The organism is Bacillus sp. FJAT-42315, from assembly GCF_002797375.1.
GTDB lineage: Bacteria > Bacillota > Bacilli > Bacillales > Domibacillaceae > Bacillus_CE.
This window is the reverse complement of sequence record NZ_KZ454941.1, coordinates 762,119-778,117: the sequence shown is the minus strand read 5'-3', so window position 1 is coordinate 778,117 and position 15,999 is coordinate 762,119. Positions and strand designations below refer to the sequence as shown.

The following is a 15,999-nucleotide window of genomic DNA, read 5'->3' as shown; positions in this document are numbered from 1 at the left end:
GAGCCAATCATTTTTTCACATGATCGACTCTCCTTTTTCGACAAACTTCGGGGAGTGACAGGCACCTCATCACCCAAACTGGGCTTGATGCAGTCGACTATATATTCCTTTAGACTCAATCAATTCGTGATGATTGCCTTGTTCGGCAATTCCTTCTTTTGTGACGACGAGAATGCGATCGGCATTTTTGATCGTAGCTAGTCGATGGGCGATGACGAGGGTTGTTCTTCCTTCTGTCAGTTCTTCCAATGATTTTTGGATAGCAACTTCTGTTTCTGTATCTAATGCCGAAGTGGCTTCATCCAAAATGAGGATTGGTGGGTTTTTCAAGAACATACGAGCAATCGCTAATCGTTGCTTTTGTCCACCAGACAACTTCACACCTCGCTCACCGATGACCGTGTCTAACCCTTGTGGTTGATCATCGATAAAGTCCGCTAACTTTGCTTTTTCGGCAGCCGCTAAAATGTCAGCATCGCTCGCCTGTAAATCTCCATAAGCAATATTTTCGCGAATCGTTCCTGAGAAAAGAAAGACATCTTGCTGGACGATTCCAATTTGGCTACGCAAAGAGGATAACTTAATGTCTCTTATATCCCGACCATTAATCGAAATCGCTCCACCCTGCACCTCATAAAATCGTGGAAGCAAGCTACATAGCGTCGTTTTTCCAGCACCGGACGGACCAACAAATGCCACCGTCTCTCCTGGCTGAATAGATAGGCTAATCTGATTAAGTACTGGTTCAAGACCTTCATAACCGAAAGAAACGTTTTTATATTGAATTGCCCCGTTTAATTCCATCTCTACCGCATGCTCATGATCTTGAATATCTGGCTCCGTATCAATAACTTCTGTATAGCGCTTAAATCCAGCAATCCCTTTCGGATAACTTTCAATGACGGCATTAATCTTTTGAATTGGCCCACTTAAAACATTTGATAATAAAATGAAAGCAACAAACTCTCCGTACGTTAACTCTCCTCTAATGACAAAAAATGTCCCGAACAATAAGATGAACAACGTAACCGTTCTCATTAATAAGTAGTTAGTCATAATGTTTTGCGCCATAATTTTATACGATTGTAGCTTTGTCGTCCGGTAGCTTTCATTGTTTTCTCTAAACTTATCCTGCTCATACTCCTCGTTAGCAAACGCTTGAACGACGCGAATACCACCGATACTATCCTCTACTCTCGAATTAATCTCGGCCACATTTTGAAACATTTTGCGGAAAGTGACCGTCATTTTTTTATTAAAATAAATCGCAAGAATAATAAGAAGCGGAATCACGATAAAAGACAAAACAGCCAGCTTCCAGTTAATGCTGAGCATCAAGGCGAAGGAACCGATCAATGTCATCACTGCCACAAACACATCTTCCGGCCCATGATGAGCGACCTCGCCAATCTCCTCTAAATCCTTCGTCAGACGAGAAATACTATGACCCGTTTTATTGTTATCATAATACCCAAATGAAAGCTTCTGCATATGAGTAAACAGCTTTTGACGCATATCTGTCTCAATGTTAATCCCAAGCATATGCCCCCAGTAGGTCACAATATAATGCAATCCTGTATTCAACAGATAAATCAACAGCAAACCAACACAAGCGAATAAAATAAGGCCCCAATCGCCCTCTGGCAATAATCGATCAATCACTTGATTGACCGCTAAAGGAAAGGCAAGCTCTAAAACCCCTACAATAATCGCTGAAACAAAATCAAGAATAAACAACCATTTATACGGTCGGTAATAAGAAAAAAAGCGTGTGAGCAAATAATAACCTCCCAGTTAAGTAATAGATGAACACAAATGAAATCCATTCTCAATTATAGAGGTAGTTTCTTTTTTATTCAATACTTTTCATTGACTGGAAGGGTCACCCACTTATTTCATTTAAAAAACTTCACTACCCTACTCCCAATTTTTAATATAATGCTTCACACCTTGCTCTACTTTCATCCCCATTTTTTCATATAAATGCTGCGCTGAGTCATTATCATTTGCGGTTTCAAGTCTAATTTGTCGGGCTTGCTGTTGTTGACTATACGTATAGCAAGTCTCCATTAACGTCTGCGCTACACCTTGTTGACGAAATTCTGGCATGACGAATAAGTCATTTAAAACGTACACACGCTTCATCGCGACCGAAGAAAAAAATGGATACATCTGTACAAATCCAGCCGCTTGCCCATTGATATACGCAAGCCATACGATCGATTCCCCTCGTTCAAAACGCTCGCTTAAAAATGCTTTCGCTCCTGTCTTATCACTTGATTGCCCATAAAACTTTCGGTATTCATTGAATAAATCACTTGCCTCTTCTAACATCTCTCTCGTAAGTAATTGAATGTTCATGTCATTCTCCCTTCTCTCTTATCACAAACTTTAGTAGAATGATATAAAATATTCTGACATTATAAAAGGGCCAGAATAAAACTTTTCCACATGTCAAAAGGAGGACATGATGAAACACTATCTTTTTTCGTTTTCAGGAAATGAGCCAAAATATAAACAAATTTATCAACAAATCAAACGATTAATTGAAAAGCAACATGTCAAAGCCGACGAATCACTGCCGTCCATCCGCACGTTAGCCGAATGGTTACACGTCAGTCGTAATACGACGCTAACAGCCTACGAACAACTCGTTGCTGAAGGATATATCCGAGGGGAAGGAAGAAGAGGCTACTTCGTCAATCCGTTTGAACCGATTTTTCTGAATGAACAGCTACCAAAGCGAAAGAAAGAACAAGGGGCGTGTTCCACAGTACAAATTGACTTCCGAGCAGGCGGTGTCGATATGGAACATTTTCCACTAAAAAAATGGCGACAACTGATGAATCAAACGCTGCAACAGAAACCTTCTTATATGTACGGGGAATTTACGGGAGAAATGGAGCTTCGCGAACAACTTGCTTCCTATTTGCTACAATCACGAGGAATAGAAGTGACCGCATCAGAAATCATAATTGGCAGTAGCACACAACAGCTTCTGCTCTCGATCGGCCTTCTCCTAAAGTCCACTCATACACATATCATTTTAGAAGACCCTGGTTATAACGGCGCAGTAGATGTCTTTCGAATGCTTCAGTACGAGATCGAAACAATGTCGGTCACGCCAACAGGGCATCAATTTCAGCAATTAAACTGCTATGAGTCGAAATTAATGTACGTCACCCCTTCACATCAATTTCCATACGGAGTCTCGCTATCTATTCAACAACGACAATGCTTAATTCAATGGGCAATCAAAAGACAAGGCTTTATTATTGAGGACGATTACGACAGTGAATTTCGCTATGAACAACAGCCATTTCCCGCCTTATCGGCACTCGATCGGTCACACGTCATTTACATCGGAAACTTTTCTAAGTCGTTTTTACCTAGTCTCCGCATTGCTTATATGATTGTACCGCCAACTTTGCAAGCATCCTTCCAAGCCACTGTTGGACAATTTGAAAACAACGCCTCCCTTCTACATCAACAAGCGATGGCCACTTTCATGAAAGAAGGCGAATGGGTGCGCCATATTAAGCGAATGCGTAACGTATACAAACAAAAAATGCACCTTCTCGTCTCAGAGCTACAACAAGCATTCGGCAATGAGATCTCAATCATTGGAGAGAAATCAGGCTTATATGTCGTCGCTCAATTGCATACAAACGAAACCGAGGCTTCCCTTATTCAAAAAGCACTGGCATATGGGGTAAAAGTGTATCCGACTACCCCCTACTTTATCGAAGCAAAAACAAAAGAGCCGCTGATTCAACTAGGCTTCAGCAGCTTAACATTTGATGAAATTGTCGGAGGTGTGCAGTTGTTGAAAAAGGCTTGGGAAGTGGAGTGAGGAGATCGAGGCTATCCTTTAAGTTATATTAACTTTGTGGTTCTAGCCTTTCTTGCTCCATATTTACACCTCAATCATTCTTCTTCAAAAACAGTAAACGCCGTCGATGTCAGCCCCATGCCGACACATTATCTAAAAAAATGGATCAAAATCGGGAGCGAAGAAAAATCATTTCTTTTTTCGACAAACTTCGAGGAGTGACAGGCACCTCATCTTTAAGACATTTAGTTATTATTTTGTTTTATAGCTTTCACTTGCTCCACCGTTAAATCCGTCAGCTTAGCAATGAGTTCTACCTCTATTCCTTCTCGAAGCATTCGCTGTACAGTCGCCTTTTTTTCTTCAGTTGCACCTTCTTCACGACCTTGAGCTAATCCTTTCTGTAACCCTTTCTCCAGCCCTTTTTCGAGTGCTTCTTTTTCTCTCAATTCAGCCTCTATTCTTGTAGCTTCTTCATCCAGTACTTGTTTCAGACGAGCTTCATATGCCAATACTTCTTCTTGATTAGCACTCAACAAATCCCAGCCTTGAAAAGCGTTCTTGAGGGTTTCATCTTTCATAGCGATCTCCTCCAGTTCTTTGTAAATGTCCTCTTGAACTACCGCTAGGCTAAAGCCGTAGTGGATTCCTAAGTACAGAGTTCTATCGAATTCTAATTGATTAGGCTATCCCCGTCGCACCGACGGTTAGAAGTCTTATGGCTTCATTTTTAAGATTTTGTCCTGCGTTAATATCTCGGTCATGATAGGCATGGCATTTTGGACATTCCCATTCACGTAAGCCGAGATGTTTAACGTCTTTGTTTTTGTAGCCACAACAAGAACAAAGTTGACTGGAAGGAAAGTTTTTCGCAACCGTTACAACTTGTTTTCCATACCATTTTGCTTTGTATTCAATCATGGTTTTGAATTGCGACCACGACACTTCACTGATGGCTTTTGCAAGATTGTGATTCTTCAACATATTGCTTACTGACAAGTCTTCCATTCCGATTATGTCGTGGTTTTTGACAATTTCAGTAGAAATCTTGTCTAAGTAGTCCTTTCTAGCATTCACAATCTTTTCGTGTATACGTGCAACTTTGATTTTTGCTTTGTACCAATTTGCACCGCCAACCGTTCGTCTACTCATAATCCGTTGTGCTTTCGCTAATTTTTCTTCTAATGTGCGGAAAAACTTCGGATTAGAATAAGTCGTTCCATCGGAAATAATAGCAAAATCTTTCAACCCAACGTCCATACCAATAGCAGAGTTTGTTTTCGGCAATTCTCTTACTTCTGTTTCAGTACAAATAGATACAAAATATTTTCCTGAAGGATTACGTCTAATAGTTGCATTTAAGATTCTTCCTGTAACCTCACGACTTTTCGCAAAACGAACAAGACCTAATATTGGAAACTTGATATGTTTGTCAATGACTGCTATATTCCCATTCGTATACTTGGTCGTGTACGACTGAACAGGATTCTTTTTAGACTTGAAACGTGGATATTTATTTTGCTTTTTGTAGTAACGGTTATAGGAATCAGCTAAATTTTCAACTGATTTTTGTAGGGCAATACTGTCTACTTCTTTTAAGAAAGTATACTGTTTTTTCAATTCCCTAACAGATTTAACCGTTTCGTATTTGTTTAAGCACTTGCCTTTCCAGTTGTTTGTTGGAAGTTGACCGTTTTGAACCATTTCTTCGACAATATACCAATAAGCATCTTGCTCCTTCTGTTTTCCTAAAAAGAAATTAAAGACGAATCTTGTGGAGCCAATGGTTTTATTGATTAGCTCAGTTTGTTTTTTATTCGGGTATATCCGAAACTTAAAAGCTTTATTTACCAACATTGATTTTCACCTCCTTAATATATATACTATTAGTATATTCTTATTTGTAAACATATGTAAATAGTATATACTTTGAGAGGAGTGAAAATGATGGAACGTGTAGCAAAATTAATTAAGTTCCCTGTCGATTTAGTAGTGCGAATTGAAGAATACAGAGAAAGACATAACATCTCGACCTTCGCAAGTGCAGTTTATGAACTGATTCGCAAAGGCTTAGATAAGCAATGAAATACCTTTCCGAAAATCATAGTAAACACTTGCTTATGTGCCACTTGATATCTGTTTGTAAGTATCGGAAAAAGCTATTGTTAAAAGTAGGGCAAGATATTAAGACTGAAATCGAATGTATTTCTAATCACTACGGTTGGCATATTATTGAACAAGAAATAGACCAAGACCACATTTATGTACTAATTCGTTACTCTCCAAAGTGGAGCGTTCTTGAAATTGTTAGGTTACTAAAGCAACTCACGACTTATCGGATATGGCAAAAGCATAGTGTATACCTATCTAAACACTTTTGGAAGGAACGTACTTTTTGGAGTGATGGTTACTTTTCTTGTAGTATTGGAAATGTCAGTAAAGAGATTATTCAAAAATATATTCAAACACAAGGTAGTTAGGGCTTACATCCCCTAGCCTAAAGGCGTAGGGGTTTTACGCCCCTTCTATAAACTGTTTCATTTCTATAATCTACAATGCCTAACAACAACAGCCATCTGGCCAACACATCATTCCACGGATCTAATTTTTCTTGCTTCCAATCACGAATGAGCTTAGGCATCTCTAGAAAGTGAAATTCCATGACATCAGTTAATTTAAACTGTTCTTGATCTTCATATAAGTGATAAGAGGTGTGAAAACGTTCTGTTTGGGTAATCAGTTCAAAGTTCAAAATGTTAATCGCAATCACAGATTGTAGTTGCTTGTAAGCCATGTTTTTCTTCATTGGTGTACGATAAATGCCTGACCAATAGTAAATCGAACGTTTCACCATATCATATTTATTCGTAAATTGAATCTCAATGTTGATTGATTCGTTATCATTTGTTATCGCTAAAATATCTAAGCGGGATTGCTTATCTTCTTGATACTCCCCGCCAGCTTCTGTGTTCTTAAATGTAATATCTTTAATACTTTCTCGTCCGGTTCGATTGAGGATGGCATTTAGAAAGACGACTGTAATATTTTTATTCTTTTCCGTACCAAAAAGCTGTTTAAATGCGTAGTCAATTTTAAGGTCCATTAATTGGTTTAACGGAACTCTTTTAAGTAACCTTGTTTTCATCGTTTTCCCATCCCTCCTTTTCTTTTTCGACAAACTTCGGGGAGTGACAGGCACCTCATCTACACCTCGGACAGCCCCTTCAATCATTTTTCTTCAACAATAATAAAAAAGCAAACGAAACAATCGCAAATAAAAACACAACAAAGTAAACACTATGAAGAGAAGCCGCCAGCCCTTCCGTTAATAAGTGACGCACTTCTGCAGAAAAACCGCTTTGCCCATCCCCTAATAGTTGATTAATCGAGTCAAGCGATAACGTCTGGACACTCTCTTCTGATTGACTGGACAAATAGGCTTGAAGCTGATTATTTAACACTCCGCCTAACAAAGCGGCTCCTACTGTATTTCCTAAGTTACGCATAAACATATTAGCTGCCGTAGCCGCTCCTCGCTGTTCCCATTCCACGGAGCTTTGAATGGAAACAATGAACGCTGTCGATGTTAGCCCCATGCCGACACCAGTGAAAAAGGACGAGCCCGCTGCCCATAATGGTCCTGACTCCTTTGTCATCAACAAAAACATGCCGCTGCCAATGATTAAAGCGATACCTCCAATGATCGTCGTTTGGCGATAACCGATGGAAAGCAATAAGCGGCCAGATAACGTGGAGGCGAGCGGCCAGCCAATCGACATCGCCGTCAGCGTGAAGCCGGCAATCGTCGCATTTTCTCCCATCACCCCTTGAACATATGTAGGCAAAAAGCTGGAGACACCGATTAAAATCACGCCGGTTGTGAATGAAACAATATTCGCAATCAAGATGGAGCGCACTTTCCACAACTGAAAAGGCATCATCGGTTCTGTTGCTCGTTGTTCCTGCCAAATAAATAAGGACAAAGCGACAGCTATCACAACTATGAGCAAAGCGGCAGGAGTGGAAAGCCACGCAAATTGAACGCCACCTTCTACTAATAAATACATAAGGCTGGAGATCGTCACTAAAAAGAGCATCGTCCCTGCATAATCAATCGCCGGCTTTTTCTTCTCAATCTTTTCATGTAAAAAGAAAATTAAGCCCGCAATCGTCAACAAACCGAGCGGCAAGTTCAGCCAAAACACATAGCGCCAGCTGACATGTTCAACAAGCAAACCGCCTAACGCTGGTCCCATCACAGCGGAAATTCCCCACACACTCGCCAAATACCCTTGCACTTTCGCTCTCTCTTCCTTCGTATAAAGGTCACCCACAATCGTTGTCGCCACTGGCATCACCGCTCCGGCGCCAAGCCCCTGCAACAAACGAAAGATAATCAACTGTTCCATCGAACCCGCAAAACCGCATAAAAAAGAGCCGATTAAAAAGAGAACGATACCCGTAATTAACATCGGTTTCCGTCCATAAATATCCGACAGCTTGCCATAAATCAACACCGTCGCTGCATTCATTAACAAATAAGCCGAAAACACCCAGCTATATAAAGAAAAACCTCCTAAATCCGCAACAATCGCTGGCATCGCTGTGGAAACAATCGTCGCTTCAACCGCTCCCATAAACATCGCCAAAATCACAGCGATCAGTACAAGGGAACGTTTCGTTGTTTTGCTTGCTTTTGAAACAGTTGCTTCCATGTGGTTTTCCTCCTTTCTTTCTAGGGGTCAAACAAGATCGAATGGATTTTAAAAAATTGGACCATCTATCGTAATCAAACGATTATATCGATGTCAAAAATTCTATTACATAACCAGCAAACATTAGAATGAAGAAACTAAAAAACGTGATTGTATTGCCGATAATGAGAATTTTGGAATCAATCTTGATCGACAATATAACGCCCACACCTGAAAAAACGAATGTTAACAACCATAGAGAGGATGCTTCTTGAAACACAATATTAGGTATCCAAAGTAGTAAAGAAATAATTATTGTAGCGGTTGCCAAAAATTTAAATATGTTATTCATTTATGCACACCTTTCCAGTCGAACAGAGAAAATAAGAAAATTAATCCTACCTATTTCCCAAACCTTTTACGATATCCACATTTTCTACACAGCTCTTCTACTGCTTCTCTTCGTGAAAAACCATCGACAATATTTTTCGCTCGATCCCCTTCAATAATCTCAGAAAATGAGGCGTCATTAATATTTCCAAGGTTGATTATTCCTTCACCGTCTAAACAACAAGGAATCACCGTTCCATTCGCTAAAATACCGGCTTGATTTCGCAGACCATAACAGAAGCCTTTTCCATCATCCTCTTCTTCATGCAATGCCGGCCACTGAAATTCGTAGTCTTGATTGATGTAGATGCGCTCCGCAATCTTCACACCACTTCCTGGTACGACCTTCTCTTCAATTTTGTAGTCTAAATCAAATTCATTCTCAATCATTTCAAGTAATTCTCTGTTTCGTTGTTTTTCAAGATTCGTCGCATTGTCTTGGGTAAGATTCCATAGCCTTAACGAAACAATCATTTCGGACTGGCTCGTTGCTTCTTTAATAAAAGAAAGGATGCTTCTCACATACCCTTCCTTATCTGTAGACCCCTCATGACCATCAAAGCTATGAAGCGAAAAATTCATCTGTCTTAACGCTGGTTTATTTAATAATTTGTCCCTCTTTTTATTAATCAACGTACCATTCGTTGTAATATTCACTTTAAAGCCTTTTTCATGACTTATATCTAATAACTGGCCGATCTTAGGATGAAGCAACGGCTCACCTTTTACATGTAAATAAATATAATCCGTATGCGGTTTAATTTGGTCTAATCTCTTAGAAAAGTCATCCACAGAAATAAACTGCTTCTGCCGCTCTGTCGGCGGACAAAAGCTACAAGCAAGATTACACACACTTGTAATTTCTAAATAAAACTTCTTGAATTTTTTCAACTTCCATTCCTCACTTTTTTTGACTACTTAGAACAGGATCAAATATTGTTCTCTCTCTATTACAACATACTTTTTCAGAAAATGTTATCTGCTGAATGGGTTTAATTATTATGATGGGTTTGTTGATGGGAAGACGAATAAGGATGGATAAAAAGAAAGTGTGCGAAATGGATTGTGGAACACTACGAAAGAGTAACTCCGCAAAATAGGAAGTATTCTGCGGAGTTGTTAAGAAAGAAGTTATCGTTTGGGGAAGGGTTTTTAACTATAAATGTAAATTTAATTATATATTGACCGTATACCAACGAGGCTTATCTTGATATGTGTTTAGATGGGTAATTAGGTTATTTTCATACACTTTATTTGCTTGTAGTATATTTTCTTCTGTTAAATGTTTCGTTATATTGGAATAACACTTATTAAATGAAGCCATTTCTATCATCCTTCACTAACGTTAAATTTCAACTTTTGTAAACTCCATTCTCTTCACCTTTAACTGATTAAATAAATTTGCTAATGCCGTCTCGCCGACATTGCGGTACTTGCCTAATAGCACTAGCTCTTTCGGGAAATCCTTAACATGTAAGAAACCTTGCTCTTGTAACGAGTTAATCAAGCTTGTTTGGCCAGGAAAGTTGTCCTTCGTTAACGCAACATGTCCTAATGCTTCTGTTAAAATAACAAAATCTGATTTGTAAAATAACAAGACTTCCCCGCGATATTGCTCCATCAATAATTTGCGCTTTTGTTCTTCTTCAACGAATAATCGTAATTCTTCAAAAAAGCACTCATCATTAGCTTCTTTAAAGCGCTTTACATACTGGTGCATACCGTCTAATTGATACGGCAGTTCACTCATAATACGTGCTTGCTGCTCGCCATTCAAACGAATTAAAAACGTTGTGGATTTTGGGAAACGCTGTGGCAATAAAAATGCATCCCGTAAAAAATCTGGTATCTCAACAAATTGATCTTTATAGTAAATTCTACGACTAACTTTTTGCTCGGTTACAACATTTTCTGGCGTCGGCTGTTTTTGCACAAACGTCTGCATTAATGCTTCAATATGTTCGATTAAATATTCACTATCAGCCGCGCTCTTCTCAGGAACCGGCTCAATATACTCTGGCACGTCAATATCTGGTGAAGCATATGTTTCGATAAACCATGTCAAAATCAAATGCTGATACTCCCAACAAGTTAATGCTTCTCGAATTAACATTTTGCGCGTACCATCGTGACTTGCTGTGTTTCCTTGGCGCCGAACGAAGTGAATTGCATTGTCCGTTGTTGGCGTAATAATGCCTTCATTTTTTAACTTCATTTGTAATTCACCAAAATTGAACTCGCTATGCTCAAGCCCTTCCAATTGCGCAACTTGACGAACTAACGTTTCCGCCATCGTTCGCGTTGTTTGCATCGCTGCACGTGGTGAAATAAAAAGAAGTTTTTCTATTTCTTGCGTTAACTCAGCTAAATTTGAATTAATTCCGAATAAAATTTCTTGTAACTTTTGCGACACTATTACACACCTACCTACTTATTTTTGTCTTTTGAACTTTTCATTTCCAACTAATGAAGCTCTTCTCTTTCTTCCAACTTTCTGCTAATACCAATAACAAATCTATATGTTATAATCCCTTTACTCTTCGTCCAATGAAATAAACATTGCAAAATGATTTAAATGTTGCTGCGAAAATACAATCGAGCCTTCCTCCCCATTAATTTCGCATGGAATATCATAGAAATCTCCGTTATATAATTCCATTTCCTGCGGAGCTGTTTCTTGTAATAAAAAGGCCTTAGCTTCTTCAAGAATAGATATTAAATCTAACTGTTGTCCATGTTTCATAAGTGCATGGCAGTTCGGACATAGACCTAAAATGTTGAATGGTTGATTATGCCACGCATGACCTTCCTTGCATTCTATTAAACGATAAACTTCAATATAATATTGATTCGGGCCAATTATTAAACGTGTAGCACAAACTTGACAACGGCCACCATACTCCTGTATTAAATATTTCTTCGGATCAGGTGCAGTCGTATCAACGTATCGTATATTTGACTTTATTTTTTTTGCACGTTCCCTTACTTCTTTTTGAACAGGGCCAATTTTTAATTGTTCAGTTGTGCGTTCTTTTAAAATTGCTACACTTGCTAAATGCTGTTCTGGATCTGTTGCTGTTTTCCATGGTTCATAAGTAGCCGCAACTTCGTTATTTTGTTCACGTTGTAATGCATTAATTAATAAATCAGCTACGGATTGGAGATTTTCTTCAGTATTCAATTCGTCAAGAGGCTCTTTGACAACTGCTTTAACAACTTCAGATGAACCTTTTTTATTATTTTCTTTAGGTACTGCTGTTTCTTTACTTTGCTGCTCCTGTATAACAATAGATTCTTCTACTCCTGAGTCTAATTCTTCAATTGCTCCAGAACTATCTTTTAAAGTAGCCGTTGATTTATTAGGCTTCTTTAATGCTTGTTCTCTTTCAATGATTTCTTGATAATAGTATTCGTAATCTCTTAGCGTACTTTTGTATGGTGAAAATTCTAGAAACGCTATCCATTGAGCAGCTATTTCAAAAATGTGTAAGCCTTCTTGAACATAAAACCTATTCTCTCTAATATCATATAATGGCAAACTGCTATTAATTTCGAAATCAAAAATCTTTTTATAGATTTTATTAGTATAAACAATGTTCTCTACTACTTGTTCAATGCCACCATAAAGATCAAACAAACGCTTTAATCTAGACAATTCATTAAACTCTAACTCTTCAAACTGTAATTTAAATAGTTGAATCAATATCGATTTTTCATCTTCCGCTAGCAATGAGTAATCATCTGCTGATACTTTCCCATACTCTTCAACATTCTTCATCGAGAATTCACTTGCTATATTATTATAGATAACCTCTTTTTGAACATCACATTCGACATGAACAATATGGTAGTCTTTTTCCAAAATATACTGATAAAGATTAAAATTATTACAAACATAATGAAGCTGTTGAGGATTCTTTTGACGCTTTTTTATATTTAACTGCTCAGATAGTAAAGCCAATTGATCCTCTTTGTTTAAATACTCAAATTGTTTAATAACATAATTGATGATTTGATTCTTCTCTTCAATAGATTGTTGTTCATCTAAGTAAAACTCTTCTAAACTCTCTAATAAAGGAATTATTTCTGAATCCATCTGTAATTGTAGTTTTTCACCTATTGACCTACCAACCGCCCCGTATTGTTGCTCTATATAGGGCGTTATTTCATTAATTTCTGCTCCTAACTTAAAGTCAAAAATCGATCTTAATTGCCGGGTGTTTTTATCAACAATTCGTAATTCTGTAAGGTCAATTTGGTTATTTGCAAGTTCATATGTGGCTCCTAGCAAATCATCCCATTGCTCAGGTGTAGCTATTCGCCACGCTTCATTAATCTCTTTTATAGAAATGTCTTTCACTTTTAATGTGTCTAAATAGAAAGTATTATATTTTGTTGTACTTTCATGCACAATATCCCAAAAATTCAATACCTTATTTAAACCTCTAACGGATTTTAGGCGTAATGCTTTTGAAGCATTCGTTAATCGTTCGTCCTCTGTTGTTAATGGAATAAAATAACGATCTAATCCCCCCCAAAGATCATCTTCTATAAGTAATTCCTTTTCCGACCTTTGTCTATGATAAATCGTTTTTATAAATCCAGGTGGAGTCGACTCATAATAGCTACTACTTTCGATATTCCCTAGGTGATTCAGATAATTATTTCGCCATACTTGATATAATCGCTGTTCAACTTCTACAGTTGCCTTTTCATTTTTAAATAAATCTCTAGTCGCTTGATCTAATACAACATTTTGCAAAGTAATCGAGTTTCTTCTAGTATAGTCTCTTCTGTTTTTTTCTTGCCAAACTGCAAATTGCTTAGCACTAGAATCCTTAAAATCATCAGCAGTGTCATATTTCATGTCTTTGAAGAAAAATTGAGGACTATTAGCAATACCACACGCTACCAAAAAGTCTCGGATTTCCTTGTAATATTGGACCATTCGTTCGCCACTTTGTTCAATTTTCAACTCGGACAAATACCAATCTTCCGGCAATTCAATTTCACTTAACCCTGAATTATTATAAGCATCATCGCCATTTTTTAGTTGTAATTTGATTGGTAGGATTACATTTGAAAGTTTTTTGATTTTCTTATTAGCTACGAGAACCTTCATCTCACGTAACTTTGACAACACTTTCAAATAACTTTCATCCTTATTTGACCTTTTGGCTCGATAGGCATCAAATACCGTAAACAAGACTTGCATACGATTATCTACAATTTTTTTAGTCCATTTTTCATATTGCTTTGTTAAATAAGGGATTTGAATAGAGCGTAAAATTGTATCCTCATTTAACTCTTCAATTTTTATTTCTTTCAATAACATTCTCAGTGCTTCATTACGTTTTGCAATCAGCTGCTGTTCAGGATCATCTAATGAAGTTGGTTGCATCGTATAACTATAATCTATAATCGATAAGTCGTTTATAAATTGTAAACCATGATTTTTTCTCATACGATTCGATAACCAGTAAACTTTAGATGCATTTTTTAATTGAAAAAATGCTCTAAAACCATGATTTTCAATTGGAAAAATTAATGCATTCTTGATTCTCTCTTTTAGATTTTTCCATGAATAATATGGCTTAATTCCTTTATATAAGCTTTCATATAACTGAGTTAATAAAGAATCATCTTCTAATATCTCTCGTTGCAATTGTTTTCTTTCCAAAGTTGTTACAATCTGATTAATGTTTATTTCTTTAATTTGATATTCTTTCCAAACCGATTCCCAACGTGAAATTTGTTGCCAATCCTCAAATATAAACGACATATATATCCTTTTTTCAGCATGAGCTTGTAAAGAGTCATCTTTTTTTAACATTTCAGACCAGAGAGATGTCGGTAAAACGATTTGATTTGGTCTTTTCCATCCCGAACTCGTTTTTACCCATTCCATTTCCTTCAGTAATTCGATAAAACGTTCAAAGACTGATGCAAGCTGTGAGTTGCCTTTCTGTACAGGTATTAAATCTGGAAATGAATTTTCTAAAGAACTATTATTTCGTAATTGCAAATAAGCATTTTTTAAAAATATAGGTAAATACTCTAATAAATATCTGTTCCATTCATTTGCCTGTGGATCATGTAATCTTTCACGATCCGCTTTTAAATGCCCATCAACTTGTAAAAAGATTGGTATTGGTAAAGTTACTTCTGTCGGTAAGTAGCAAAATAATCTCCCTTCTTCTATGCCAAGATTGTATGAATTCAGTAATACAGCCATCTTCAGTGTTCGTTTTAATGGTTGATCAGCTGTTAAACGTTCCCAACGAGACTTTACTAAATCAGGCGAAAACTCTAGCTCATCCTCGTAAACTAAATATTGACGCTCAATACCTACTGGCTCTGCAGTTAATTTTATGAGGTCTGAACTTTTCTCAATATTTAACGTATGTATTTTCCTTTCTTCACTTCGATAATCACTCAAAATAAAATGGCTCAGCTGTTGTAAAAATAAAAATGATTCCAATCTCTCCGACAAAAGTTTTCTTAATTCATCCGCAATAATTTCAATGCTGTCACTTTCTTTAAAATATACCTTTAACTCTGTACCCTCTGTAAATGATTCATTTTCAAGAATGGTAGGGACTATATAGGATTCATTGTCTAACTTAAAATGCCATGGTCCACTATGTATATGAACTTCTTTTGCTAAAGCAAAGACTGATTTAAACCCAATACCTTTTTCACCTATGAATGAATTTGCACCTAGTTTACTCGTTGTTTTTGTAGATCCACCTGTATCCGTAATTGCAAAGATATCTTGCATACTAAATCCAGATTCGTTATATGAAATCGCGAAATAATCATTATTAATTTTAAAATGAATAGTTGGTTGTGTATCATAAGTTGCATCGTCTGCATTTTGAATAAGTTCTAATAAAAAGTGCTTTCTGTCTTCATAAGTCGTATCCGATAATACTTTTAATGAATTCATATAGCCCGGCACACGACTTTCAAATTCTCTTAATGTTTTTAAATATCCAAGTGCTTCATTACCTGGACTAGCTCCAAAAAAATGTTCCTTCAGCTTCTTTAATTGAGCTTCAAATTCTGCTGGATTTTGCATCT

At 37.2% G+C, this 15,999-nt stretch carries 13 protein-coding genes; 3 read left to right on the top strand and 10 right to left on the bottom strand.

Going from position 1 to position 15,999, the window contains the following annotated elements:
• Nucleotides 1–69: 69 nt before the first annotated feature.
• Both CEF22_RS03525 and CEF22_RS03520 read right to left on the bottom strand, forming a co-directional pair.
• Complete coding sequence (locus tag CEF22_RS03525; protein WP_100401781.1) at nt 70–1,779, bottom strand: ABC transporter ATP-binding protein; 1,710 nt, start codon at nt 1,777–1,779, stop codon at nt 70–72.
• Nucleotides 1,780–1,917: 138 nt separating this feature from the next.
• Complete coding sequence (locus CEF22_RS03520; protein WP_100401780.1) at nt 1,918–2,361, bottom strand: GNAT family N-acetyltransferase; 444 nt, start codon at nt 2,359–2,361, stop codon at nt 1,918–1,920.
• Nucleotides 2,362–2,470: 109 nt separating this feature from the next.
• Here CEF22_RS03520 and pdxR point away from each other — a divergent pair, with 109 nt between their 5' ends.
• On the top strand, nt 2,471–3,853 hold the full coding sequence (gene pdxR, locus CEF22_RS03515; RefSeq protein WP_100401779.1) for a MocR-like pyridoxine biosynthesis transcription factor PdxR: 1,383 nt from the start codon (nt 2,471–2,473) through the stop codon (nt 3,851–3,853).
• A gap of 224 nt (nt 3,854–4,077) precedes the next feature.
• Here the strand turns inward: pdxR and CEF22_RS03510 are convergent, their stop codons facing one another.
• Both CEF22_RS03510 and tnpB read right to left on the bottom strand, forming a co-directional pair.
• Nucleotides 4,078–4,413, bottom strand: a complete 336-nt coding sequence (locus CEF22_RS03510; protein WP_100401778.1) for a hypothetical protein — start codon at nt 4,411–4,413, stop codon at nt 4,078–4,080.
• Between the two features lie 100 nt (nt 4,414–4,513).
• A complete protein-coding gene (gene tnpB, locus CEF22_RS03505; RefSeq protein ID WP_100401777.1) occupies nt 4,514–5,689 on the bottom strand; it encodes an IS200/IS605 family element RNA-guided endonuclease TnpB in 1,176 nt (391 codons plus the stop codon).
• 87 nt (nt 5,690–5,776) lie between these two features.
• Here tnpB and CEF22_RS18410 point away from each other — a divergent pair, with 87 nt between their 5' ends.
• Both CEF22_RS18410 and tnpA read left to right on the top strand, forming a co-directional pair.
• Complete coding sequence (locus CEF22_RS18410) at nt 5,777–5,917, top strand: hypothetical protein (protein ID WP_157843155.1); 141 nt, start codon at nt 5,777–5,779, stop codon at nt 5,915–5,917.
• A complete protein-coding gene (tnpA, locus tag CEF22_RS03500) occupies nt 5,914–6,312 on the top strand; it encodes an IS200/IS605 family transposase (RefSeq protein WP_100401776.1) in 399 nt (132 codons plus the stop codon). The genes CEF22_RS18410 and tnpA overlap by 4 nt, the downstream gene beginning before the upstream one ends.
• 17 nt (nt 6,313–6,329) lie before the next feature.
• Here the strand turns inward: tnpA and CEF22_RS03495 are convergent, their stop codons facing one another.
• From CEF22_RS03495 to CEF22_RS03470, 6 genes are all read right to left on the bottom strand, one after another.
• Nucleotides 6,330–6,977 (bottom strand): Rpn family recombination-promoting nuclease/putative transposase, encoded by a 648-nt coding sequence (locus tag CEF22_RS03495; RefSeq protein ID WP_232726055.1) that lies wholly within the window; start codon nt 6,975–6,977, stop codon nt 6,330–6,332.
• Between the two features lie 79 nt (nt 6,978–7,056).
• Nucleotides 7,057–8,547 carry an MDR family MFS transporter gene (locus CEF22_RS03490; RefSeq protein ID WP_100401774.1) on the bottom strand — a complete coding sequence of 497 codons (1,491 nt, stop codon included), beginning with the start codon at nt 8,545–8,547 and terminating at the stop codon, nt 7,057–7,059.
• An 82-nt stretch (nt 8,548–8,629) separates the two neighbouring features.
• Nucleotides 8,630–8,878, bottom strand: a complete 249-nt coding sequence (locus CEF22_RS03485; RefSeq protein ID WP_100401773.1) for a hypothetical protein — start codon at nt 8,876–8,878, stop codon at nt 8,630–8,632.
• 50 nt (nt 8,879–8,928) lie between these two features.
• On the bottom strand, nt 8,929–9,807 hold the full coding sequence (locus tag CEF22_RS03480; RefSeq protein WP_100401772.1) for a radical SAM/SPASM domain-containing protein: 879 nt from the start codon (nt 9,805–9,807) through the stop codon (nt 8,929–8,931).
• A gap of 454 nt (nt 9,808–10,261) precedes the next feature.
• Complete coding sequence (locus CEF22_RS03475; RefSeq protein WP_100401771.1) at nt 10,262–11,329, bottom strand: DUF4145 domain-containing protein; 1,068 nt, start codon at nt 11,327–11,329, stop codon at nt 10,262–10,264.
• Nucleotides 11,330–11,449: 120 nt separating this feature from the next.
• Complete coding sequence (locus CEF22_RS03470) at nt 11,450–15,997, bottom strand: sacsin N-terminal ATP-binding-like domain-containing protein (RefSeq protein WP_100401770.1); 4,548 nt, start codon at nt 15,995–15,997, stop codon at nt 11,450–11,452.
• Nucleotides 15,998–15,999: the final 2 nt, after the last annotated feature.

Coding starts and splice junctions, on each gene's coding strand:
- CEF22_RS03495 (WP_232726055.1), bottom strand. CDS start 6,977: ATGAAAACAAGGTTACTTAAAAGAGTTCCGTTAAACCAATTAATGGAC.
- CEF22_RS03520 (WP_100401780.1), bottom strand. CDS start 2,361: ATGAACATTCAATTACTTACGAGAGAGATGTTAGAAGAGGCAAGTGAT.
- tnpB (WP_100401777.1), bottom strand. CDS start 5,689: ATGTTGGTAAATAAAGCTTTTAAGTTTCGGATATACCCGAATAAAAAA.
- pdxR (WP_100401779.1), top strand. CDS start 2,471: ATGAAACACTATCTTTTTTCGTTTTCAGGAAATGAGCCAAAATATAAA.
- CEF22_RS18410 (WP_157843155.1), top strand. CDS start 5,777: ATGATGGAACGTGTAGCAAAATTAATTAAGTTCCCTGTCGATTTAGTA.
- CEF22_RS03470 (WP_100401770.1), bottom strand. CDS start 15,997: ATGCAAAATCCAGCAGAATTTGAAGCTCAATTAAAGAAGCTGAAGGAA.
- CEF22_RS03510 (WP_100401778.1), bottom strand. CDS start 4,413: ATGAAAGATGAAACCCTCAAGAACGCTTTTCAAGGCTGGGATTTGTTG.
- tnpA (WP_100401776.1), top strand. CDS start 5,914: ATGAAATACCTTTCCGAAAATCATAGTAAACACTTGCTTATGTGCCAC.
- CEF22_RS03485 (WP_100401773.1), bottom strand. CDS start 8,878: ATGAATAACATATTTAAATTTTTGGCAACCGCTACAATAATTATTTCT.
- CEF22_RS03490 (WP_100401774.1), bottom strand. CDS start 8,547: ATGGAAGCAACTGTTTCAAAAGCAAGCAAAACAACGAAACGTTCCCTT.